This window comes from Bradyrhizobium pachyrhizi, assembly GCF_029714545.1.
In the GTDB taxonomy this organism is placed as follows: Bacteria; Pseudomonadota; Alphaproteobacteria; order Rhizobiales; family Xanthobacteraceae; genus Bradyrhizobium; species Bradyrhizobium pachyrhizi.
In genome coordinates this window covers 206,440-228,235 of sequence record NZ_CP121667.1, presented here as the reverse complement: position 1 = coordinate 228,235, position 21,796 = coordinate 206,440, and the positions used below count along the sequence as shown (strand labels likewise).

Below are 21,796 nucleotides of genomic sequence, written 5' to 3'. Positions count from 1 at the left end.
CCAAAATACCATTTGCTCTCGCGGAGTCCCCTAGCGCCGCTCGATTGACCCGAGTTCGACGATCCAGCCCTGTCCGCCGGTCCGGCTGGCGTGTAGCTTTGGCTCAATAATCCAATATTTAGTGGCCTCGGTCAATTCGGCCTCTACATCTTGACCCTTCAAAAACAGCGCCTTGGCGCCGTTTTTGACCCACGGCTCCGCAAAGCCGATGAGTTGATGTAACGGAGCCAGCGCCCGTGCGGTGACGCAATCGATGAGCCCCGGGATTCTATCCACAGTATCCCCGATATCAGCCAGATGCACCGTCCCCGGGGACGCCGTCACCCGTATCGCCTCGCGCAAGAATGCCGCCTTCTTGGCGATTCGCTCAACCAAATGAATCGACGCGCCCGGGGTCTCGGCCAGCGCGCAGGCCAGCACGACACCGGGGAAGCCGCCGCCGCTGCCGAGATCGACCCACGACTTCGCCGTCGGCACCAGACTCAGGAGCTGCAGCGAATCGGAGACGTGGCGGGTCCAGAGGGTCGGCAGCGTCGATGGCGCGACGAGATTGGTCTTGGCCTGCCACGCCAGGAGGAGGGCGACGTATCGGTCGAGCCGCGCCTCTGTTTCACGTGAAACGGGCGTCAGCGCGAGCGCCGCGGCCTTGTCTTTGGTGGAGACGCGGAGTTCGGCGGATTGCGAAATTGAAGCCATTCTCTGGAACGCCGATTGAGCTCGTCAATGCGAGCGAAGCGAAGCAATCCGTAGTGCCCACCTGAGGAAGCGATGGATTGCTTCGTCGCTTCCGCTCCTCGCAATGACGGGGCCGCCTGCCATTTCACGTAAAACGTTAGGCAGAGGCCTTCGCAGTCTTCTGTCGCGCCTCGCGCCGGAGATAGGCCGCCAGAATACCCAGCGCCGCCGGCGTCATGCCGTCGATCCGGCCCGCCTGCCCGACCGTCCGCGGCTGGGCCTTCTGCAGCTTGGCTCGCGCTTCGTTCGAAAGACCCGGGACATCGGCATAGTCGACGTCGGTCAAAACCAGACCCTCGTCACGCCGGAAGGCATCGACATCGGCGGTCTGGCGCTTCAGATAGACATCGTATTTGGCATCGATCTCGAGATGCACCGCGATCGCGGGGTCAATAGCCGACAACTCCGGCCAGATCGCTCGGACTGCGGGCCATTCGATCTCGGGGTAAGCCAGCAGCTCGAAGGCCGACCGGCGATGGCCGTCGCGATTAAGCGCGAGTCCGTGCTTGGCGGCCTCATTCGGTGTGATCGCAAGCGACTTCGCCAGCCGCTTGGCCGCCTCCAGCGCCGCCATCTTGGTCCGATGGCGCTCGGCACGCGCCGTTCCGACGCATCCGAGCGCAATGCCCTTGTCGGTCAGGCGCTGGTCGGCGTTATCGGCCCGCAACGTCAGCCGGTACTCGGCGCGCGAGGTGAACATGCGATACGGCTCGGTGATCCCGCGGGTCACGAGATCGTCGATCATCACGCCGAGATAGCCGTCGGCGCGGTCGAACACGATCGGATCGGCACCGCCGGCAGCGAGCGCGGCATTGAGCCCGGCGACAACGCCCTGCCCCGCGGCCTCCTCATAGCCCGTGGTGCCATTGATCTGGCCGGCTAGGAAAAGCCCGCGCAGACGCTTGGTCTGCAGGGTCGGATCGAGCTCGCGCGGGTCGACGTGGTCGTATTCGATCGCATAGCCCGGCCGGACCATCTTCACCCGCTCGAGGCCTGGAATGCTGGCGAGGATCGCAAGCTGGACCTCTTCCGGCAGCGAGGTCGAGATGCCGTTCGGATAGACCGTGGTGTCGTCGAGCCCTTCCGGCTCCAGGAAGACCTGATGGCCGTCGCGGTCGCCGAAACGGACGATCTTGTCCTCGATCGAGGGGCAATAGCGCGGTCCAGAGCTCTTGATCTGGCCGGAATACATCGGCGAGCGATGCACATTGGCCCGGATCACCTCATGGGTCGCCGGCGTGGTCCGGGTGATGCCGCACTGGATCTGCGGGGTCGTAATCCGGTCAGTCATGACCGAAAACGGCTCTGGAGGCTCGTCTCCGGGCTGCATTTCAACCGCCGACCAGTCGATCGTGGTGCCATCGAGGCGCGGCGGTGTCCCGGTCTTGAGCCGCCCGAGCACAAACCCTGCCCGCTCGAACGAGGCAGACAGACCCATGGCGGGCGCCTCGCCGGCCCGGCCCGCCGGCCAGTTCCTCTCGCCGAGATGAATCAGGCCACGCAGGAAGGTGCCGGTCGTAATGACAACCGCCCCCGCCGACAGCTGACGGCCATCGCCCAGGCAAATGCCGGTCACGCGACCATCGACGACGCCCAGTTCATCCGCCTCGCCTTCGATGACGCTGAGGTTCGCGGTCTCGGTGATCGCCGCCTGCATCGCCGCGGCGTAGAGCTTGCGGTCAGCCTGGGCCCGGGGGCCGCGGACCGCCGGACCCTTCCGGCGATTGAGCATGCGAAACTGAATGCCGCCGGCGTCGGCCACGCGGCCCATCAGACCGTCCAGCGCGTCGACTTCGCGGACCAGATGGCCCTTGCCGAGCCCGCCGATGGCGGGATTGCAGGACATCGCGCCGATGGTCGCGAAACGATGGGTCACCAGCGCGGTCTTTGCGCCCATCCGGGCAGAAGCGCTCGCGGCCTCGCAGCCGGCATGGCCGCCGCCGATGACGATGACGTCAAATGAGTCTGCCCTGGAAATCATGGCGGGACTTCTATCGTGGAGTCATGAAAGCCGGAAGAACGAAGTTGGGATTGCCGCTTTGAGACCGAAACCCGAGGCAAATATGGACTGCTTCGCGTCGCTCGCAATGATAGACGGAGCTGTTTCACGTGAAACAGTGCGCCTTCTGACCGGCAATTGTTTCACGTGAAACAGGGCGAGGGTTCCTTAACCGGATCGAAACCATGTTTCACGTGAAACAGACGGGCGCCCGCTACTTCCCGACGCAGAATTCGCGGAAGATGACATCGAGGATGTCTTCAACGTCCACCCGGCCGAGCAGACGACCGAGTGAGTAAGCAGCCCGGCGGAGTTCCTCCGCCGCCAGCTCTTCGCCCTGCCCGACCACGTCGATGCTGCGCTGAAGAGATTCGACGGCCTCCTGCAACAATCCGCGCTGCCGCGTCCGACTGATCAAGCCACCTTCGCTGGTTCCAAAGTAGTCCTGAGCGAACCCGACCAAGGCGGCGATGAGCTCTGACAACCCGTCGCCGCGAGCAGCCGAGATCCTGAATTCGGGGTAACTGCCGCGCTCACCCGCCGTGGTCCTGACCAGGTCGATCTTGTTCCGCACCAACCAGGTCGGCGTCGTGCCGCCATGTCCCGCCTTTGCATTGCCGCTGTCGGCCAGCCACAGCACCAGGTCCGCCTCCGCGGCGCGGGCGCGGGCGCGGCGGACGCCCTCCTGCTCGACCGGGTCGTCGGTCTCGCGAATCCCGGCGGTGTCGATGATCGTCACTGGATAGCCGTCGAGATCGAGCTGCACCTCGATCACATCGCGGGTCGTGCCGGCATGCGGCGAGACGATCGCGACCTCGCGCTTGGCGAGCTGATTGATCAGGGTCGATTTGCCTACATTCGGCGGACCGGCGATCGCGACCACGAGGCCGTCGCGCAGCCGCTCGCTTTGCCCCTGCCCTGCAAGGACTTGCTTGATCTCCTCATGCAGCGCCCGGATCTTATCGAGCGCCGGTGCGATCAGCTCGGCCGGCACATCGCCTTCGTCGGAGAAATCGATGCCGGCCTCGATCAGCGCCGACGCCGCGATGATTCGCTCGCGCCAGTCCCGCGCCCGGTCGCCGAGCAACCCTTTCAACTGGCGCAGCGCCTGACGCCGCTGCCGGTCAGTGTCGGCGTGGATCAGATCGTCCAAGCCCTCGGCCTCGGTCAGGTCGAGCTTACCGTTCTCGAAGGCCCGCCGCGTGAACTCGCCCGGCTCGGCCGGCCGCACGTTGTCGAATGCCGCGATCGCATCGAACATCGCCGACAACACCGCGCGTCCGCCATGGACATGAAGTTCGGCGACGTCCTCGCCGGTGGCACTGGCCGGGCCTGGAAACCACAGCACGACCGCGTCATCGATGGGTTGATGGTTCGAATCGCGGAGCAGCGCGCGGGTCGCCAGCCGCGGCACCGGCGTCTTGCCCGCCAGTCCTACAATGACCGACTCGGCCATTGGGCCAGACAGCCTGACGATGGCAATCGCACTCGGTGGACGCCCCGAGGATAACGCGAAGATGGTCTGGTCACGCGGATGCATCGCCTATTTCTTCCAGCAAATCGGGAAAGGCAATGCCGCTCCGATTGCGCGCCCTATACAGCAAAATGCTGCAATGCAGCATCGTCTGACTTCACCGCAGCAGCCGCGCAGCAATTTTGCTGCGGTGTCGTCAGCTAGATCACAAGGCTACGATATAAATATAAATAAATTCAGATAGTTAAATGAAAAGGCCAGTGCGGTGGGCCGCTCCTTTTATGCTGCACGTCGCTGCAGCAAATCCGCAGCATGAAAAAAGGCGCCCCGTTTTTGCGGAGCGCCCTTGTTCTTTTCGGCCGTGGCCTCAGGTGTTCATGGAATCGAAGAATTCCGAGTTGCTCTTCGTGTTGCGGAGCTTGTCGAGCAGGAAGTCGATGGCGTCCATGGTGCCCATCGGATTGAGGATGCGGCGCAGGACGTACATCTTCTTGAGCACCTGCGGATCGGTTATCAGCTCCTCCTTGCGGGTGCCGGAACGGGCAATATCGATCGCCGGGAAGGTCCGCTTGTCCGAAACCTTGCGGTCGAGGATCAGTTCGGAGTTACCGGTGCCCTTGAACTCTTCGAAGATGACTTCGTCCATACGGCTGCCGGTATCGACCAGCGCGGTCGCGATAATGGTCAGCGAACCGCCCTCCTCGATGTTGCGCGCGGCGCCGAAGAAGCGCTTCGGACGCTGCAGCGCATTGGCGTCGACACCGCCGGTCAGCACCTTGCCGGATGACGGCACGACGGTGTTGTAGGCGCGGCCGAGGCGCGTGATCGAATCGAGCAGGATCACGACGTCGCGGCCGTGCTCGACGAGGCGCTTGGCCTTCTCGATCACCATCTCGGCGACCTGGACGTGACGCACCGCCGGCTCGTCGAAGGTCGACGACACCACCTCGCCCTTCACCGAGCGCTGCATGTCCGTGACTTCTTCCGGACGCTCGTCGATCAGAAGCACGATCAGATAGCAGTCGGGATGATTGGCGGTGATGGAGTGCGCGATGTTCTGCATCAGCACCGTCTTGCCGGTGCGCGGTGGCGCCACGATCAGCGCGCGCTGGCCCTTGCCGATCGGCGCGACGATATCGATCACACGGGCGGAAAGGTCCTTCTTGGTGGAATCCTCAAGCTCCATGCGGAAACGCTGATTGGGAAACAGCGGCGTGAGGTTGTCGAAATTGACCTTGTGCTTCGACTTCTCCGGGTCTTCGAAATTGAGCGTGTTGACCTTCAGCAGCGCGAAATAGCGTTCGCCTTCCTTCGGGCTGCGGATATGGCCTTCGATCGTATCGCCGGTACGCAGGCCGAAACGGCGGATCTGCGACGGCGAAACGTAGATGTCGTCGGGGCCGGGCAGGTAGTTCGCGTCAGGCGAACGAAGGAAGCCAAAGCCGTCGGACAGCACCTCGACAACGCCCTCACCGATAATGTCGGTCTCGGCGATCGCGAGCTGCTTGAGAATTGCGAACATCAGCTCCTGCTTGCGCATGGTGCTGGCATTCTCGACCCCATTCTCTTCCGCGAACGAGACGAGCTCGGCCGGCGTTTTCGATTTGAGGTCCTGGAGTTTGATTTCCCGCATTGGGGTCGTCCTGTGAGGAAGTAAGTAGGGAAGGGGTGCGAGGTGGCTTTGGAAAAAGCGGACGCCAAAGGAAGGTCCGCAGGTCTCAGCCAGGAAAGTGCCGTTTGGGCTTTCAAACCTGATGCGGCGCCGGTCCGAAAAGAACCGGAACGCGACCACATCCGCCTGCGTAGGGTGGGATAAATCCTATATAGAAAATCGATTCGTCCTTCGCAAGAAGGACTGAAGCATGTGTCTTGAGCATCGTGATGTCTAGAACGGCTTCACCACCACCATGATCACGATCAGGATCATCAGAACCGTCGGCACCTCGTTGATAATACGATAGAATTTCTGGGTTCGCTGATTCCGGTCGGCGGCGAAATCCTTCACGCAGCGGGACAAAAAGCCGTGGATACCCGACATGGCGAGCACCAGCGCGAATTTGACGTGAAACCAGCCGGATAGGTACCAGTGTCCGGCCCAGACCAGGAAAAGCCCGGCCAGCCAGGTCACGATCATCGCGGGGTTGATGATCCCCTTCAAAAGCCGCCGCTCCATGACCTTGAAGGTCTCGGACTGCCTGGAGCCAACCTCGGCCTCGCAATGATAGACGAACAGCCGCGGCAGATAGAGCATGCCGGCCATCCAAGAAATCACGGCGACGATGTGCAGGGCCTTGACCCAGGCATAGATCGGCAGGGCGTTGATCCAGTCGAACATCGCAGTGATGCCTTTCGGGGAACAGTTCGGGAGGACTCAGCGTTGCGCGCAAGGCTTTGCCGGCGAGGGACGGATACATATCCGCACACACGGCTCTCCTAAACCTAATTAATTTTAGAATCTAAGGTTTGAGTCTTAATGGCAGTGAATTTGACTCATGCAAGGCGGTCCAGCGGTTGCTGCGCGCTTGTTCACATCCCTCAACATTCTGGTCGGCGGCGGCGGATATCCGGAATCTGTCGCAGGACTCAATTGGTTGCGCGCCTCTGTGGCCAGCTTATGAAGAGACAAATCCACATTGCTTCACTATCATCTCCGTCATGACGTCGACTTATCCTTTTGCGACGTGCTGTGAAGAATGGGGCGAGATATACAGGGGCCTGGCCCTGGACCCGGATTCTTCTCCTCGACCTCCACAGGGATTCACAGGATAGACAGGGGCTCTGGTGCCGACGACCTCCAACTACTTCCATTTGCATCTGGTGTCGGACTCGACCGGCGAGACGCTGATCACCGTGGCGCGCGCGGTCGCCGCGCAATACGCCAATGTGACCGCGGTCGAGCATGTCTATCCCCTGGTGCGCAGCCAGAAGCAGCTCGATCGTGTGCTCGACGAGATCGAGGAATCGCCCGGCATCGTCCTGTTCACGCTGCTGGAGAAGGATCTGGTCGGCCGGCTCGAGGGCAAATGCAAGGAGATCAACGTTCCGAGCCTGTCGATCATCGGGCCTGTGATGCAGTTGTTCGAGGCGTATCTGGGTGCCGCGACGACCGGGCGCGTCGGCGCGCAGCACGTGCTGAACGCGGAATATTTCCGCCGCATCGATGCGCTGAACTACACGATGATGCATGACGATGGTCAGCATGTCGAAGGCCTCGAGGAGGCCGATGTCGTGCTGGTCGGGGTATCCCGTACCTCGAAGACACCGACCTCGATCTATCTCGCCAACCGCGGCATCCGAACGGCGAATGTGCCGCTGGTGCCGGGCATCCCGCTGCCGCACCAGCTCGAGACCCTGAAGAAGCCGCTGGTGGTCAGCCTGCATGCGACGCCCGAGCGCCTGATCCAGGTCCGGCAGAACCGCCTGCTCACGATAGGTGACCGCGACAATGACACCTACATCGACAAGCAGTCGGTAGCCGACGAGGTCGCCTTTGCCCGGCGCCTCAGCGCGAAATTCAACTGGGCGCTGCTCGACGTCACACGGCGTTCGATCGAGGAGACCGCGGCCGCGGTGATGAAACTCTTCAACGACCGCCAGCGCGCGCGGCCGTCGGAATGATTCCCACGTCATGAGCATCTGGCGCGGCCCACAGAAGCTGATCCTCGCGTCGCAGAGCAGCGCGCGAAAGATGCTGCTTGAAAATGCCGGCCTCGATTTCGAGGCGCTGCCGGCCGACATCGACGAACGCGCGGTGCAGAAGAATTCCGGCCTTTCGGCGCCCGGCGAGATCGCATCGCTCCTGGCGCGCGAGAAGGCGTTGTTCGTGTCCAGGCAGCGGCCCGGTCAATATGTCGTCGGCGCCGACCAGACGCTGGCGCTGGGGCAGCGGATGTTCAGCAAGCCCGCCGGCCGCACGCAGGCTGCCGAGCAGCTCGGCCTGCTCGCCGGACGGACCCATGAGCTGCATTCCGCCGTCTCGGTCGTGCGCGATGGAAAGGTCCTGTTCAGCGATGTGAGCGTGGCCCGCATGACGATGCGGCGGCTCGCAGCCGGCGAGATCGAGAGCTATCTCGACCAGGCCGGCGAGGCGGTGACGACCAGCGTCGGAGCGTACCAGCTCGAGGGCCTCGGCGTGCATCTGTTCGAGCGGATCGAAGGTGACCATTTCACCATCCTCGGCCTGCCGCTATTGTCGCTGCTGGCGTTCCTGCGCGGCGAGAAGCTACTCGCGGTGTGAGGCGCGGAGGCGTGGCGACGGGAGAGATGCTGAACCGATGTTGATGCGATGCTGATTCTGGGACTGACCGGCTCGATCGGGATGGGAAAATCCACCACGGCCAAACTGTTCATGGAGGCCGGCGTGCCGGTGTATGACGCCGATGCGGCCGTGCATCAGCTCTACGAAGGCGAAGCCGCGCCGGCGATCGAGGCCGCCTTTCCCGGCACCACCACCGGCGGCAAGGTTGATCGCGCGAAACTGTCGGCGCGCGTGGTGCACGATCCTGCTGCGATGAAGCAGCTCGAGCAGATCGTGCATCCGATGCTCGGCGCGTCGCGCCAGAAATTCTTCGCTGATGCGGAAGCCGCAGGTAGCCCGATCGTCGTTGTCGACGTGCCGTTGCTGTTCGAAACCGGCGGCGAGAAGCGTGTCGATGCCGTCGTTGTCGTCACCACCTCGCCGGAACTGCAGCGCGAACGGGTGCTCGCCCGCGGCACGATGGATGCGGCCAAGCTCGACGCCATCATCGCCAAGCAGATGCCGGACGCGGAGAAGCGCAAACGCGCGGATTTCATAGTGGATACCTCGCACGGACTCGATCCGGTGCGGGCGCGTATCCGCGACATTCTGGCCGAGGTTGTTAAGATGCCGAAGCGGCGCGCCTGATTCGCCCGCCATTTCGGATTCTTTCACGTCATGCGCGAAATCGTTCTCGATACTGAAACCACTGGCCTCGATCCGCTGCGCGGCGATCGGCTGGTGGAGATCGGCTGCGTCGAGATTTTCAACCGCATGCCGACGGGGCAGACCTATCACGTCTACATCAATCCCGAGCGCGACATGCCGGCGGAAGCGTTCGCCGTGCACGGGCTGTCGACCGAGTTTCTGGCCTCCAAGCCGCTGTTCACTGAAGTGGTCGACGAGTTCCTGGCCTTCATCGGCGATACGCCGCTGGTGATCCACAACGCGTCGTTCGACATCAGCTTCATCAACGCCGAGCTCGACCGCATCAAGCGGAAGGCGATTCCGAAGGACCAGCTGGTCGATACGCTGCTGCTGGCACGGCGCAAGCATCCCGGCGTGTCGAACCGGCTCGACGATCTCTGTTCGCGTTATCAGATCGACAATTCCCGCCGTACCAAGCACGGCGCCTTGCTCGACGCCGAGCTGCTGGCCGAGGTCTATATCGACCTGATCGGCGCGCGGCAGTCGCAGCTGATCCTGGCGTCGGAAACGTCGGATGCGCGTGCGGGCGGCCATAGTGGTGATACGCCGCGGCGGCAGCGCGAGACCCCGCTACTCGCGCGGGTCAGTGACGCCGATCGGGAGGCCCACAGGGCCTTCATTGCCACGCTCGGCGACAAGCCGATCTGGAACGATTACCTGCCGCCGCCAGCGCCTGCGGCAGCACCGGCGGCTTGAGCCCCTATTGGACTCTATCCCCATCATCTTGATGGGGCGAGCCTCGAAAGATGCGCGGCCACCGTCGGGCCGTTGATCCTTCGAGACGGCCGCGTTGCGGCCACCTCAGGATAACGGGTTAGGCTTCGGTATTCTCTGACTCAAATCAGCTCGGCTTGACGCCGGGAGCAGCCTGGGCGGCCGCCTGCCGCTCCATGTTCTGGCGGTAGAGACCGAGGAAATCGACGGGGTCGAGCAACAAAGGCGGGAAGCCGCCGTCGCGGACCGAGGTCGCGACGATCTCGCGTGCGAACGGGAACAGCAGCCGCGGGCACTCGATCATGACCAGCGGGTGCAGGTTCTCCTTCGGCACATTCACGATCCGGAAGACGCCGGCATAGGCGAGGTCGAAGCTGAACATCACCTTGCCTGCGGTCTCGGCCTTGCCCTCGATCGAGAGGATCACCTCGTACTCGTTCTCCGACAGGTTGTTGGCGGAGACGTTGATCTGGATGTTGATCGCCGGCTGCTGTTGCTGCTGGCCGAGCGAGGCTGGCGCATTCGGGTTCTCGAACGACAGGTCCTTGGTGTACTGCGCCAGTACGTTGAGCTGGGGAGCGGGTTGTTCGACGGGGGCGCCGTTGCCATTGGTCATGAAAATGTCTCCTGGAGCAGCGCTCGATGGACAGAATGTCCGACGGCACGCGTTAAGGTGTTGAGAATGCCGATGCCGGGCGAGTGGCTATCATAGGCCCGGCTCGGTCCACAAGGACGACGAAAGGGCGGGCCGGCGGCAAGTTCTCCCGGCAAAGGGCAGCGCGCGCGAGCCTGCCCAATCTCTTAACAGCTTCCTAAATTATTGAAGATGCGCGATTTCCTGAAAAGGAACGGTTTCCCCCGGGGGTCAAAACGCGCTACACTTGCCCGTGCCAAAAAGCGCCATTGGCCGGGCATAGTTTCGTGCCTACATCTGCGGACTCTATCGGTGATGTAATCTCTGCTGTTCCCGACCGGGAACGCTTTGACGGCCGGCCCGTTGCCGGCAGAGACCAGAAAGCGAATTCGACGTGGATATCTACACCATCATCTTCCTGGCGCTGGCCGTGTTTATCTTCCTGCGCCTGCGCAGCGTTCTCGGACAGCGCACGGGAAGCGAGCGGCCGCCTTATGATCGCGCCGCGCCCAACGTCGTGCAGCGCGGTCAGGACAACAACGTCGTTCCGATCCCTGGATCGGTGATCGACCAGCCGGCCTCGGCGGCGCCCGCCGAGCCGGTCGAGCCCACGGAACGCTGGAAGGGCATCGCCGAGCCCGGCACGGCGCTGGCGCAGGGTCTCGACGCGGTGGCCGTCCAGGATTCGTCGTTCGATCCGCGGCATTTCCTCTCAGGTGCCCGCTCGGCCTATGAAATGATCGTGCTGGCCTTCGCCAATGGCGATCGCCGTGCGCTGCGCGACCTGCTGTCGACCGAGGTCTATGAAAGCTTCGAGGCCGCGATCAAGGATCGCGAGAAGCACGAGCAGAAGACCGAGACGCGGTTCGTCTCGATCGACAAGGCCGAGATCGTCAGCGCGGAGGCGCGCGACCGCTCGACCCAGCTCACCGTCCGCTTCGTGTCGCAGATGATCTCGGTCACGCGCGACAAGGCCGGCACCATCGTCGACGGCAGCCCGGACAAGGTCGCCGACATCACCGATATCTGGACATTCGCCCGCGACTCGACTTCCCGCGATCCGAATTGGAAGCTGGTTGGCACTGGAAGCGCTCACTAAGCATCTCAGCTACGGGCGGCTCGCGGTCGCGTGCTGCGTGCTCGCGGTGCTGTGCTCCACCGCAGCGATCGCTGCGCGCTACAGATCAAGCCGGCACCCTCCGCCGCGACACGAGCATAGCCACCCGATCCCCTATCCCAATCTGGAAATGCCGCTGCAAGTCAGCGGCAGCCAGTACGAGCCGCTCGCCTGGAGTAACGTCGCTGGCTGGAGCGCCGACGATCATCTCGCGGCCTACAAGGCGTTCCGCACCAGCTGCAAGCCGATCGCGGCCCAGCAGGGTGCGCCTGCCGATTCGAAAGCGCTCGGGAGCTCGCTGCGCGATCCCTGCCGGATCGCCAAGGGACTCGCGCTGAGCGACGGCGTTAAGGCGAAGGACTTCTTCGAGCAGAATTTCGTGCCACTGCGCATCTCGCGGCTCGGCGAGGACGCCGGCTTCGTCACCGGTTACTACGAGCCGGTGCTCGATGGATCGCGGACCCAGACCGACGTCTATAACGTGCCGGTCTATCGACGCCCGTCCAACCTGTTCGTGCGCGGCAAGACGCAGAATTCGGTCGGCCTGCCCAATGGCGGTGCGGTGTATCGCAAGATCGGCCGGCGCAAGCTCGTGCCCTATTACGACCGCGGCCAGATCGAGGACGGCGCGATCGCCGGCCGCGGGCTCGAGATCTGCTGGCTGAAGAGCCAGACCGATCTCCTGTTCGCGCAGATCCAGGGCTCGGCGCGGATCAAGCTCGAGGACGGCACCACGCTGCGCATCAATTACGATGCGCATAATGGTTATCCCTATACGCCGGTCGGACGCGTTCTGATCGACCGCGGCATCATCCCGAAGGATCAGATGTCGATGCAGAAGATCAGGGAGTGGATGGAGCAGAACCCTGACGGCGCCAAGGACCTGCGCCGGCAGAACCGCTCCTACGTCTTCTTCCGCGAGGTCCCGCTGTCCGACAAGGACGAGGCCGTCGGCGCACAGGGCGTGCCGTTGACGCCGGGCCGCTCGATCGCGGTCGACAAGGCGCTGCATGTCTACGGCACGCCGTTCTTCATCGCCGGCGAGCTGCCGATCGAATCCGAGCAGTCGAAGACGCCGTTCCACCGGTTGATGATCGCGCAGGACACGGGATCGGCGATCGTCGGGCCGGCGCGCGCCGATCTTTATTTCGGCGCCGGCGCGGAAGCCGGAAAGGTCTCGGGCCGGCTGCGGCACAACATGCAGTTCGTCATGCTGGTGCCGAGGGGTCTCGACCCCGTCGCGCGCGGCTACAAGCTGCCGGTTCCGGATGAGCGGCCCTCGGCCAAGATCGCAAAGCTGTTTCCGCAGACCGAGCCTCCGGAGGACAAGCCGGCGGCGAAGGCCGCGGATGTGCCGACCGCCGGCATCGCCAAAAGCGCGGCGAAAGAGTCAGGCAATAGCGCCGCCAGGAACCCGGCCGCGAAGGATGTCGCGCCCGCCGCGCCGGCAGCAACGACCCCTGTCGCGCAGGCCGCACCTGTGGCAGAACCGGTGCCGCTGCCGGTCGCCCGGCCCGATATTCCGCAACCGGAGAAGCGGCGCTTCCGGCGCTATCGCCATCACCGCGAGCAATGAAACGACCCGCGCCGATCCCCGATCTGTCCGCTCCGTCGCGGCGCAAGCGCGCGCTGAGCGAAGAGGAGCGTGCGCTCTGGGAGAGCGTGGCAAAGCAGGTCAAGCCACTGCGCAAGCGGCCGGTCGCCGCGAAGGCCCACGCCATCGCCTCCGATCCGGCCCCCCATCACGCGATTGCCAAACCCATCCCGGTCAGGCCGGCGACAGCGGCCAAGGCTGCGCCGGCGCAACGCCCGCAGGTGCCGCCGCTGGCGCCGATCGGCCGTCGCGAACGGGCAAAGCTCTCGCGCGGCCGGCAGGAGATCGATGCGCGGCTTGATCTGCACGGCATGACCCAGATGCGTGCGCATCGCGTGCTATTCACCTTCCTGCAGCGCGCGCACAGCGACGGGCTCACTTTCGTGCTCGTCATCACCGGCAAGGGCAAGGTCGGTGGTCTCGATTCCGAACGCGGCGTGCTGCGCCGCCAGGTTCCGGAATGGCTCAGCCTGCCGGAATTCCGCTCGCTGGTCGTCGGCTTCGAGGAAGCGCATATCGGCCATGGCGGCGAGGGCGCGCTTTATGTGCGTGTCCGGCGCGCGCGCTGAGCATGCTCAACGAAAATGTTAGAACGGCCTGACGATCCCGACGCGCGGGATCAGCGTCACGATCCAGCCTGATATCGTCGTCTTGCGGTCGTTCGACGAGATCGACGGCACGTCCTTCGACGCCGGCAGCATCCTTGTGGCGTGCAGCATCAGGAACATGCAGACCGCCCAGTTCGAGATCCAGCGCGAATAGTCGAACACGGTCACGAACATCACGAAATAGCCGGCGCTGATCATGACGAGCGCGCCGAGCACGATCCTCCGATGCAGTTCGCTCGCGAGCGCGCCGATCAGTCGCGCGAAATAGCGCCAAAGCGGCGTATGCAGCCAGATCAGCAGCGCAAACACCGGAACGCCCAGGATGTTCGAGGGCATGCGCGCCCAGGTGTCGGCGAACTCCTTCGACAGCGGCTGGTACCAGATGTAGCCGAACTGAAGCAGATCCGTGCGTGACGGATCGGCCATCCGGCTCTGCAGATGACGGATGAATTCGTCATAGGGCACGTCGACCGTGCCAGCGAATTGCGCGACCAGGAACAGGATGCCGACCCCTGTGAGCGCCGCGATGCCGAAGACGGGGTTCCGCGGCGTCACGCCCTGCACCAGATAGAAGCGCAGCACCACGATCGCCGTGATGGTCGGCACATACATCAGGACGAAGATGTGATGGACCAGGATCAGCAGGATGGAGAACAGCGCGGCAATCAGCACATACGCCATTGAGCGCGCCGGGATTAGCAGCAGCACCATCGTCAACGCACAGCCATAGATGTCGAAATGGCCGAGCGTGTGCATGAAGTTCTTCAGGAAGAACGGCGAGCCCGCCATGAAGACGAACAACGGCCAATGCGCGTCGTTGAAGCCGAATGTGCGGCGGAACAGTTTGATGAACAGTCCGAGCGTCACCAGCCAGATCGCGCCGGCCAGCGCGAACACCAGCCATACGGGCACCTTGTCGGTGAACAGCGACACGATCGCCCCGACCAGCGCGCGCTTGGTGAAGCCGTAATGATAGTCGACCAGCAGATGGATGTAGGGAACGAAGGGCGGCAGCGCGATCTTGTGCAGGAACACGCCGACCAGCACGGCCGCATTGATGGCCAGCATCAGGCGCCAGGGGTTTTGCCACACCCGCAGATTCATCGATCGCCCACTCTCGTCGTCCCGGGCAAGCGAAGCGCGACCCGGGACCCATAACCACCGAAGGTAGTTCTAGAAGGAATGTCGGCCCGAGTCTTTGTCACCGCAGACTGTCGGGGTTATGGGTCCCGGCTTTCGCCGGGACGACTATGGTGGCCGCCTACAAAATAAACCGGCTCAGGTCGGCGTTCTTGGCGAGGTCGCCGACATGCTTGGTGACGTAGTCGGCGTCGACCTGGATGGTCTCGCCGTGGCGATCGGGCGCGGTGAAGGAGATCTCGTCCAGCACCCGCTCCATCACGGTCTGCAGCCGCCTTGCGCCGATGTTCTCGACCGTGGAATTCACCGCCACGGCGACATCGGCCAGCGCGTCGATGGCGTTGTCGGTGATGTCGAGCGTGACGCCTTCGGTCTTCATCAGCGCGACATATTGCTTGATCAGCGACGCCTCCGGCTCGGTCAGGATCCGGCGCATGTCGTCGCGCGTCAGCGCCTGCAGCTCGACGCGGATCGGCAGGCGGCCCTGCAGCTCCGGCAAAAGGTCCGACGGCTTGGCGATATGGAACGCGCCCGAGGCGATGAACAGGATGTGGTCGGTCTTGACGGCGCCGTGCTTGGTCGAGACCGTGGTGCCCTCGATCAGCGGCAGCAGGTCACGCTGCACGCCCTCGCGGGAGACGTCGCCGCCGGCGCGGTTCTCGCGGACGCAGATCTTGTCGATCTCGTCGAGGAACACGATGCCGTTGTTCTCGACCGCGTTGATCGCCTCCTGCACCAGCTGATCGGTGTCAAGCAGCTTGTCGGATTCCTCGTTGACGAGGATTTCGTGCGAGCCCTCCACCGTCAGGCGGCGGGTCTTGCTGCGTCCGCCCATCTTGCCGAAGATGTCGCCGAGCGAGATCGCGCCCATCTGGGCGCCGGGCATGCCGGGGATTTCAAACATCGGCATGCCGCTGCCGCCCGACTGCGTCTCGATCTCGATTTCCTTGTCGTTGAGTTCGCCGGCGCGCAGCTTCTTGCGGAACGACTCGCGCGTCGCCGGGCTCGATCCCGGGCCGACCAGCGCGTCCAGCACGCGTTCCTCGGCGGCGAGCTGGGCGCGGGCCTGGACATCCTTGCGCTTGCGCTCGCGGGTCTGTGCGATTGCGACCTCGACGAGGTCGCGGACGATCTGCTCGACGTCGCGGCCGACATAGCCGACCTCGGTGAACTTGGTGGCCTCGACCTTGAGGAACGGCGCGCCGGCGAGCTTGGCCAGCCGCCGCGCGATCTCGGTCTTGCCGACGCCGGTCGGCCCGATCATCAGGATGTTCTTGGGCAGAACCTCCTCGCGCAGGGAACCGGCGAGCTGCAGCCGCCGCCAGCGGTTGCGCAGCGCGATCGAGACGGCGCGCTTGGCGTCGGTCTGGCCGACGATGAAGCGGTCGAGTTCAGAAACGATTTCACGGGGAGAGAAGTGAGTCATTGGCTCTAGCTAGGTTGGAATCGCGGTCTCGGCAAGCGGCAGTCCTCCGAGGCATGGTCCCCTAAAGAATCGGCGGCCCGGCCTGCCACTGCCTGATCGCCTCGAACGGGTGGATCAGCATGATGATGTTCAGTGTCAGATTGTCGCGAATGTGAAGCAGCAGCACGGTTTCGAACAACACGCCGAGCGCGACGGTCGCCGCGATCGGCAGCCTGCGCGCCAGCAGGAAACCGACAACCATCGCGAGCGTGTCCGACACCGAATTGACGATGGTGTCGCCGTAATAATCCAGCGAGATCGTGCCGGCGCGGTAGCGCTCGATGATCCAATTGGAGTTTTCGACGAGCTCCCAGCTGCCTTCGATCAGCATCGCGACAATCAGCCGCCCGGGCCAGGCGAGGCGCGGCAGCAGGAGGAAGGTCAGACCGTAGAACAGCAGGCCATGCAGCACATGCGACAGCGTGTACCAATCGGCGATGTGCTGCGAATTCTCCGAGCTCATAACCGAGCCGTGCCATAGCTTGACATAGCCGCAGGCACAGATCGGCAGACGACCCATCGCATAGAGCAGCGCCGCCTGCAGCACGAGCAGCGCTGCCGCGATCGCCAGCCAATGCCACGCTGAAACGCCGGTGATGGGCTTGTGCGCGATCGTCATGCGTCGCGCGCCATCAGCAGCGCCGGCCCGTCCGGCGTATCGACCATACCCATCTTCCGAAAACCCGCCTTCTCATAGGCGCGGATCGCGCGCGCATTGGCCGGATCGGGATCGGTGACGATGCGTGGCGCGCCCCGCGCTAGCCGGTCGTCGACAAAGGCGCGGATCAGCGCCGAGCCGTGGCCACCTGCCATCATGCTGGGCTCGCCGATGAAGAGGTCGATCCCGCGCGTGCCCTCCGGCTGGGCCCCGAAGCCGGAATTCCACGCCGTCAGGTCGTAGCACTGGATATAGCCGAGGTTGCCGCCATCGGCCGCGACGATGAACTGGTCCATGGCCGGCTCATCGAGGTCGCTGCTGACCAGCGCATATTGCTCGGCCGGATCGCCCCACCATTGGCGGACATGCGGCAACGCCAGCCACCGCTTGACCAGCGGCAGATCGGCCGGCGTCATCGGGCGGAAATGATAGGGGCCGGCCATGCTCAGCCGCCGATCGTCTCGATCGTCACATTCCGGTTGGTGTAGACGCAGATATCGGCGGCGATATCCAGCGCGCGGCGGACAATGGTCTCGGCGTCCTTGTCGGTGTCGACCAGCGCGCGGGCCGCGGCAAGGGCGTAATTGCCGCCGGAACCGATCGCCATGACCCCGGATTCGGGCTCCAAAACGTCGCCGGTTCCGGTCAGCACCAGGGAAACGTCCTTGTCGGCCACGATCATCATGGCCTCCAGCCGGCGCAGGTAGCGGTCGGTCCGCCAGTCCTTGGCGAGCTCGACGGCCGCCCGGGTCAGCTGCCCCGGATATTGCTCCAGCTTGCTTTCCAGCCGCTCGAACAGGGTGAAGGCGTCGGCGGTGGCGCCGGCAAAGCCGCCGATCACGTCGCCCTTGCCGATCCGGCGGACCTTCCTGGCATTGGCCTTGATCACGGTCTGGCCGATCGAGACCTGCCCGTCGCCGCCGATCACCACCTTGCCGCCCTTGCGGACCGTGCAGATCGTGGTGCCATGCCAGACCGGCAGCTCATTTGGGGATGCTTGCATAGGTTACCTCTCTTCCGGGCAGATTTAGGCGGTCGGGCAGGGGGTTACAATCGGGACGAAATCGGAGCGTTTTCAGGCGAGGTGGCACCGGTTCGCGTGAAGAAAACGCGGCAGAACCAGATCGACAACGAATTCCGGTCACCATGGCCGGAAGTTGGGGCGTTTCGAGGTCATCCCGCAGTAGCGAAGGTGACATCAGCCTGTTAAAAGACCGGCGTTTTCGGCACGGGAAAGCTCAATTTTCATGCGCACCGCAACCATCAAGCGCAAGACCAAGGAGACCGACATCGAGGTGACGGTCAACCTCGACGGAGCAGGCGTATCCACGGTTTCGACCGGGATTGGCTTCTTCGACCATATGCTCGACCTCCTGGCCCGGCATTCGCGCATCGACATCACGGTGAAGGCGGATGGCGATCTCCATGTCGATTACCACCACACCACCGAAGACGTCGGGATCGCGCTCGGGCAGGCCGTGAAGCAGGCGCTCGGCAACATGGCCGGCATCACCCGCTACGCCTCGATCCACATGCCGATGGACGAGACGCTGTCGCGCGTCGTGATCGACATTTCCGGCCGCCCGGTGCTGGTATTCAAGGCCGAATTCCCGCGCGACAAGATCGGCGAGTTCGACACCGAGTTGGTGCGCGAGTGGTTCAACGCCTTCGCGATGAACGCCGGCGTGACTCTGCACGTCGAGACCCTATATGGCGAGAACAGCCATCATATCGCCGAATCCTGTTTCAAGGGTCTGGCGAGGGCGCTGCGGACGGCAATTGCGATCGATCCGCGTGCCCAGGGCGAAGTGCCCTCGACCAAGGGTCAGCTCGGCGGCTGATCTCTGGAGCATGATCCGGAAGCGTGGATGCCGGTTTTCCGAAAGATCATGCTTTAAATAAGAGTCCATCCTCGGCGGAGCGTTCGATGCCGGTCTATACAGTGCATGCCCCCGTGGCCAACGGCGCCGATCTCGCGGCGACCGACAAGTTCGTCTTCGTGCGCGACGGCTTCCATTTCTGGGCCGCGGTTGCGGGCGTGATCTGGCTGGCCTGGCATCGGCTCTGGCTGGCGCTGATCGGCTGGTTCGTTCTTACTTTCGTGATCGATTACGCGCTGGCCAAGCTTGGCGTCGGCCGTAGCGCGATCTTCTTCGTCGACCTGGTGCTGATGGTGTTGCTCGGCCTCGAGGCTGCGACCCTGCAACGCTGGACGCTGTCGCGGCGCAGGTGGCGCCAGATCGACATCGTCGTGGGCGACGATGCGGAGGCAGCCGAGCGCCGTTTCTTCGCGCGCTGGACCGCGCGGCATCGCGGCGCTGTCAACGACCAGCGGTCCGTCGATCGCGGCGCGCCGCCCCCGACCCGCGACATTCCGGGTCAGTCATTTTCAAAAGCCCCGCCGATGCCGCAGGGCGGCATCATCGGATTGTTTCCAGAGCCAGGAGGATCGCGATGACCGTTGCAATCATCGATTACGGCTCCGGCAATCTGCATTCGGCCGCCAAGGCCTTTGAGCGCGCCGCACGCAGCATGGACGATCCGCAAGCCATCAAGGTGACGCGCGATCCCGACGCAGTATATCGCGCCGATCGCATCGTGCTGCCCGGTGTCGGCGCGTTCGCCGATTGCCGCCGCGGCGTCGACGCGGTCGACGGCATGCTGGAAGCGCTCACCGAGGCGGTGCGGGTCAAGGCGCGGCCGTTCTTCGGCATCTGCGTCGGCATGCAGCTGATGGCGACGCGCGGCAAGGAGCACGTGATCACCGAGGGCTTCAACTGGATCGGCGGCGATGTCGAGAAGATCGAGCCGCGCGACGAGAGTCTGAAGGTCCCGCATATGGGCTGGAACACGCTCGACATGGTGCGCGAGCATCCGGTGCTGGAGCGGCTGCCGCTCGGGCCGAAGGGACGTCACGCCTATTTCGTGCACTCCTATCACCTCAACGCCGCCAATGAGGCGGACGTGCTCGCGCGCGCCGACTATGGCGGGCCGGTGACCGCGATCGTCGGCAAGGACACCGCGATCGGCACCCAGTTTCACCCCGAGAAGAGCCAGCGCTTCGGCCTCGCTTTGATCGCCAATTTCTTGAAGTGGAAGCCGTGATTCTCTTTCCAGCGATTGATCTGAAGAACGGCCAGTGCGTGCGCCTGGAGCAGGGCGACATGGCGCGCGCCACCGTGTTCAATCTCGATCCGGCGGCGCAGGCGGCGAGCTTTGCCGCGCAGAGCTTCGAATATCTCCACGTCGTCGATCTCGACGGCGCCTTCGCCGGCAAGCCGATGAATGCGCATGCGGTGGAGGCGATGCTGAAGGCCGTCACCATGCCGGTGCAGCTCGGCGGTGGCATCCGCGACCTCAAGACCATCGAGGCCTGGCTCGACAAGGGCATCACGCGCGTCATCATCGGCACCGCCGCGGTGCGCGATCCCGAGCTCGTGAAGGGCGCGGCGAAGACATTCCCCGGCCGCGTCGCCGTGGGCCTCGATGCGCGCGACGGCAAGGTCGCGGTCGAAGGCTGGGCCGAGACCTCGCATGTGACCGCGCTCGAGATCGCACAGCGCTTCGAGGATGCCGGCGTCGCCGCGATCATCTTCACCGACATCGCCCGCGACGGCCTGCTCAAGGGTCTCAACCTCGATGCGACCATTGCGCTTGCCGATCGCATCTCGATTCCGGTGATCGCCTCCGGCGGCTTTGCCTCGATCGATGACGTCAAGGCGCTGCTGGAGCCGCGCGCCAAAAAGCTCGCCGGTGCGATCGTCGGCCGCGCACTCTATGACGGACGGCTCGATCCGGCCGCTGCCCTTCAGCTGATCCGCGGCGCGTAGGAGGAGATCATGTTCAAGGTTCGCGTGATCCCCTGCCTCGACGTCAAGGACGGGCGCGTGGTCAAGGGCGTCAACTTCGTCGATCTGCGCGACGCCGGCGACCCGGTCGAGGCCGCGATCGCCTATGACGCCGCCGGTGCCGACGAGCTCACCTTCCTCGACATCACTGCCACCCACGAAAACCGCGGCATCATGCTGGATGTGGTGCGGCGGACCGCGGAGGCCTGCTTCATGCCGCTGACCGTGGGCGGCGGTGTCCGCACCGTCGACGACATCAAGACCCTGCTGCGCTCCGGCGCCGACAAGGTCTCGATCAATTCGGCGGCCGTCAGCCGGCGCGAGTTCGTCAAGGAAGCGGCCGAGAAATACGGCGAGCAGTGCATCGTGGTCGCGATCGACGCCAAGCGGGTCAAGCGCGCCGGCGGCTCGGACCGCTGGGAGATCTTCACCCATGGTGGACGGAATGCCACCGGGATCGACGCCATCGAATACGCCCAGGAGGTCGTCTCGCTCGGCGCCGGCGAAATCCTGCTGACCTCGATGGATCGGGACGGTACCAGGCAGGGTTTTGACCTGCCGCTGACCCGGGCGATCGCGGACAGTGTCCCCGTACCGGTCGTCGCATCCGGTGGTGTCGGCAATCTCGACCACCTGGTCGACGGCGTCCGCGAGGGTCACGCCACCGGTGTGCTGGCCGCGTCGATCTTCCACTTCGGGGAATATACCATCCGTCAGGCCAAGGATCACATGGTGCGCGCCGGCCTGCCGATGCGGCTCGATCCCTAGCGTGAGCGTGGTCCGGAAAAGTGGAAACCGGTTTTCCGAAAAGACCACGCTCAAACGGAGTGGTTGAGGACTCCTTGTCACAAAAATGCTAAGTCCC

The 21,796-nt window shown here is 63.9% G+C and carries 24 protein-coding genes; 13 read left to right on the top strand and 11 right to left on the bottom strand.

All coding sequences use genetic code 11. From position 1 onward, the window contains the following. Positions 1–30 precede the first annotated feature (30 nt). The 3 genes from rsmG to mnmE form a co-directional block, all read right to left on the bottom strand. Positions 31–696, bottom strand: a complete 666-nt coding sequence (gene rsmG / locus QA639_RS01050) for a 16S rRNA (guanine(527)-N(7))-methyltransferase RsmG (protein WP_157342867.1) — start codon at positions 694–696, stop codon at positions 31–33. Between the two features lie 136 nt (positions 697–832). After that, complete coding sequence (mnmG, locus tag QA639_RS01045; protein ID WP_283089000.1) at positions 833–2,716, bottom strand: tRNA uridine-5-carboxymethylaminomethyl(34) synthesis enzyme MnmG; 1,884 nt, start codon at positions 2,714–2,716, stop codon at positions 833–835. 232 nt (positions 2,717–2,948) lie between these two features. After that, positions 2,949–4,274 (bottom strand): tRNA uridine-5-carboxymethylaminomethyl(34) synthesis GTPase MnmE, encoded by a 1,326-nt coding sequence (gene mnmE, locus QA639_RS01040; protein ID WP_157342863.1) that lies wholly within the window; start codon positions 4,272–4,274, stop codon positions 2,949–2,951. Between mnmE and QA639_RS01035 the strand changes: the two genes are divergently transcribed. Continuing rightward, positions 4,174–4,452 carry a hypothetical protein gene (locus QA639_RS01035; protein ID WP_244978490.1) on the top strand — a complete coding sequence of 93 codons (279 nt, stop codon included), beginning with the start codon at positions 4,174–4,176 and terminating at the stop codon, positions 4,450–4,452. The two genes, mnmE and QA639_RS01035, sit on opposite strands and share 101 nt — an antisense overlap. A gap of 123 nt (positions 4,453–4,575) precedes the next feature. Here the strand turns inward: QA639_RS01035 and rho are convergent, their stop codons facing one another. Further along, positions 4,576–5,841, bottom strand: a complete 1,266-nt coding sequence (gene rho / locus QA639_RS01030; RefSeq protein WP_021078151.1) for a transcription termination factor Rho — start codon at positions 5,839–5,841, stop codon at positions 4,576–4,578. Between the two features lie 252 nt (positions 5,842–6,093). Beyond that, positions 6,094–6,516: a protoporphyrinogen oxidase HemJ gene (gene hemJ / locus QA639_RS01025; RefSeq protein WP_028335809.1), complete on the bottom strand. Its 423-nt coding sequence runs from the start codon at positions 6,514–6,516 to the stop codon at positions 6,094–6,096. Positions 6,517–6,989: 473 nt separating this feature from the next. On the opposite strand from hemJ, the gene QA639_RS01020 reads away from it, so the two are divergent. The 4 genes from QA639_RS01020 to dnaQ are packed head-to-tail and all read left to right on the top strand — an operon-like array spanning position 6,990 to position 9,849. Beyond that, complete coding sequence (locus tag QA639_RS01020; protein WP_283088999.1) at positions 6,990–7,826, top strand: pyruvate, water dikinase regulatory protein; 837 nt, start codon at positions 6,990–6,992, stop codon at positions 7,824–7,826. 10 nt (positions 7,827–7,836) lie between these two features. Then, complete coding sequence (locus QA639_RS01015; protein WP_283088998.1) at positions 7,837–8,445, top strand: Maf family protein; 609 nt, start codon at positions 7,837–7,839, stop codon at positions 8,443–8,445. 48 nt (positions 8,446–8,493) lie between these two features. Beyond that, entirely contained in the window at positions 8,494–9,093 is a 600-nt protein-coding gene (gene coaE / locus QA639_RS01010) for a dephospho-CoA kinase (protein WP_050383511.1), read from the top strand. Between the two features lie 30 nt (positions 9,094–9,123). Continuing rightward, positions 9,124–9,849, top strand: a complete 726-nt coding sequence (gene dnaQ / locus QA639_RS01005; protein ID WP_050383510.1) for a DNA polymerase III subunit epsilon — start codon at positions 9,124–9,126, stop codon at positions 9,847–9,849. A gap of 145 nt (positions 9,850–9,994) precedes the next feature. Here the strand turns inward: dnaQ and secB are convergent, their stop codons facing one another. Continuing rightward, a complete protein-coding gene (secB, locus tag QA639_RS01000) occupies positions 9,995–10,483 on the bottom strand; it encodes a protein-export chaperone SecB (protein WP_016841467.1) in 489 nt (162 codons plus the stop codon). 412 nt (positions 10,484–10,895) lie between these two features. On the opposite strand from secB, the gene QA639_RS00995 reads away from it, so the two are divergent. The 3 genes from QA639_RS00995 (at position 10,896) to QA639_RS00985 (ending at position 13,781) form a co-directional block, all read left to right on the top strand. Continuing rightward, complete coding sequence (locus QA639_RS00995; protein ID WP_028335804.1) at positions 10,896–11,600, top strand: Tim44/TimA family putative adaptor protein; 705 nt, start codon at positions 10,896–10,898, stop codon at positions 11,598–11,600. Positions 11,601–11,748: 148 nt separating this feature from the next. Then, entirely contained in the window at positions 11,749–13,194 is a 1,446-nt protein-coding gene (mltA, locus tag QA639_RS00990) for a murein transglycosylase A (RefSeq protein WP_428841203.1), read from the top strand. Continuing rightward, positions 13,191–13,781 (top strand): Smr/MutS family protein, encoded by a 591-nt coding sequence (locus tag QA639_RS00985; protein WP_283088997.1) that lies wholly within the window; start codon positions 13,191–13,193, stop codon positions 13,779–13,781. Before mltA ends, QA639_RS00985 begins: the two co-directional genes overlap by 4 nt. 18 nt (positions 13,782–13,799) lie before the next feature. On the opposite strand, the gene QA639_RS00980 is transcribed toward QA639_RS00985, so the two are convergent. The 5 genes from QA639_RS00980 to hslV form a co-directional block, all read right to left on the bottom strand. Next, the gene (locus QA639_RS00980) at positions 13,800–14,924 is read right to left on the bottom strand and encodes a hypothetical protein (RefSeq protein WP_283088996.1); all 1,125 of its coding nucleotides are present in this window, start codon (positions 14,922–14,924) and stop codon (positions 13,800–13,802) included. A gap of 157 nt (positions 14,925–15,081) precedes the next feature. Beyond that, positions 15,082–16,386, bottom strand: coding sequence for an ATP-dependent protease ATPase subunit HslU (gene hslU, locus QA639_RS00975; RefSeq protein ID WP_016841472.1), 1,305 nt, complete (start codon positions 16,384–16,386; stop codon positions 15,082–15,084). 61 nt (positions 16,387–16,447) lie between these two features. Then, positions 16,448–17,044: a DUF2585 domain-containing protein gene (locus QA639_RS00970; protein ID WP_283088995.1), complete on the bottom strand. Its 597-nt coding sequence runs from the start codon at positions 17,042–17,044 to the stop codon at positions 16,448–16,450. Beyond that, a complete protein-coding gene (locus QA639_RS00965) occupies positions 17,041–17,526 on the bottom strand; it encodes a GNAT family N-acetyltransferase (protein WP_283088994.1) in 486 nt (161 codons plus the stop codon). The genes QA639_RS00970 and QA639_RS00965 overlap by 4 nt, the downstream gene beginning before the upstream one ends. A gap of 2 nt (positions 17,527–17,528) precedes the next feature. After that, positions 17,529–18,086: an ATP-dependent protease subunit HslV gene (hslV, locus tag QA639_RS00960; protein ID WP_028335798.1), complete on the bottom strand. Its 558-nt coding sequence runs from the start codon at positions 18,084–18,086 to the stop codon at positions 17,529–17,531. A 244-nt stretch (positions 18,087–18,330) separates the two neighbouring features. On the opposite strand from hslV, the gene hisB reads away from it, so the two are divergent. The 5 genes from hisB (at position 18,331) to hisF (ending at position 21,699) form a co-directional block, all read left to right on the top strand. Continuing rightward, positions 18,331–18,924: an imidazoleglycerol-phosphate dehydratase HisB gene (hisB, locus tag QA639_RS00955; protein WP_016841476.1), complete on the top strand. Its 594-nt coding sequence runs from the start codon at positions 18,331–18,333 to the stop codon at positions 18,922–18,924. Positions 18,925–19,010: 86 nt separating this feature from the next. After that, a complete protein-coding gene (locus QA639_RS00950) occupies positions 19,011–19,541 on the top strand; it encodes a DUF2628 domain-containing protein (protein ID WP_283088993.1) in 531 nt (176 codons plus the stop codon). After that, on the top strand, positions 19,538–20,188 hold the full coding sequence (gene hisH / locus QA639_RS00945) for an imidazole glycerol phosphate synthase subunit HisH (protein WP_283088992.1): 651 nt from the start codon (positions 19,538–19,540) through the stop codon (positions 20,186–20,188). The genes QA639_RS00950 and hisH overlap by 4 nt, the downstream gene beginning before the upstream one ends. After that, complete coding sequence (hisA, locus tag QA639_RS00940) at positions 20,185–20,913, top strand: 1-(5-phosphoribosyl)-5-[(5-phosphoribosylamino)methylideneamino]imidazole-4-carboxamide isomerase (protein WP_283088991.1); 729 nt, start codon at positions 20,185–20,187, stop codon at positions 20,911–20,913. Before hisH ends, hisA begins: the two co-directional genes overlap by 4 nt. Before the next feature lie 9 nt (positions 20,914–20,922). Beyond that, a complete protein-coding gene (hisF, locus tag QA639_RS00935) occupies positions 20,923–21,699 on the top strand; it encodes an imidazole glycerol phosphate synthase subunit HisF (protein ID WP_283088990.1) in 777 nt (258 codons plus the stop codon). The last annotated feature ends 97 nt before the right edge of the window (positions 21,700–21,796 follow it).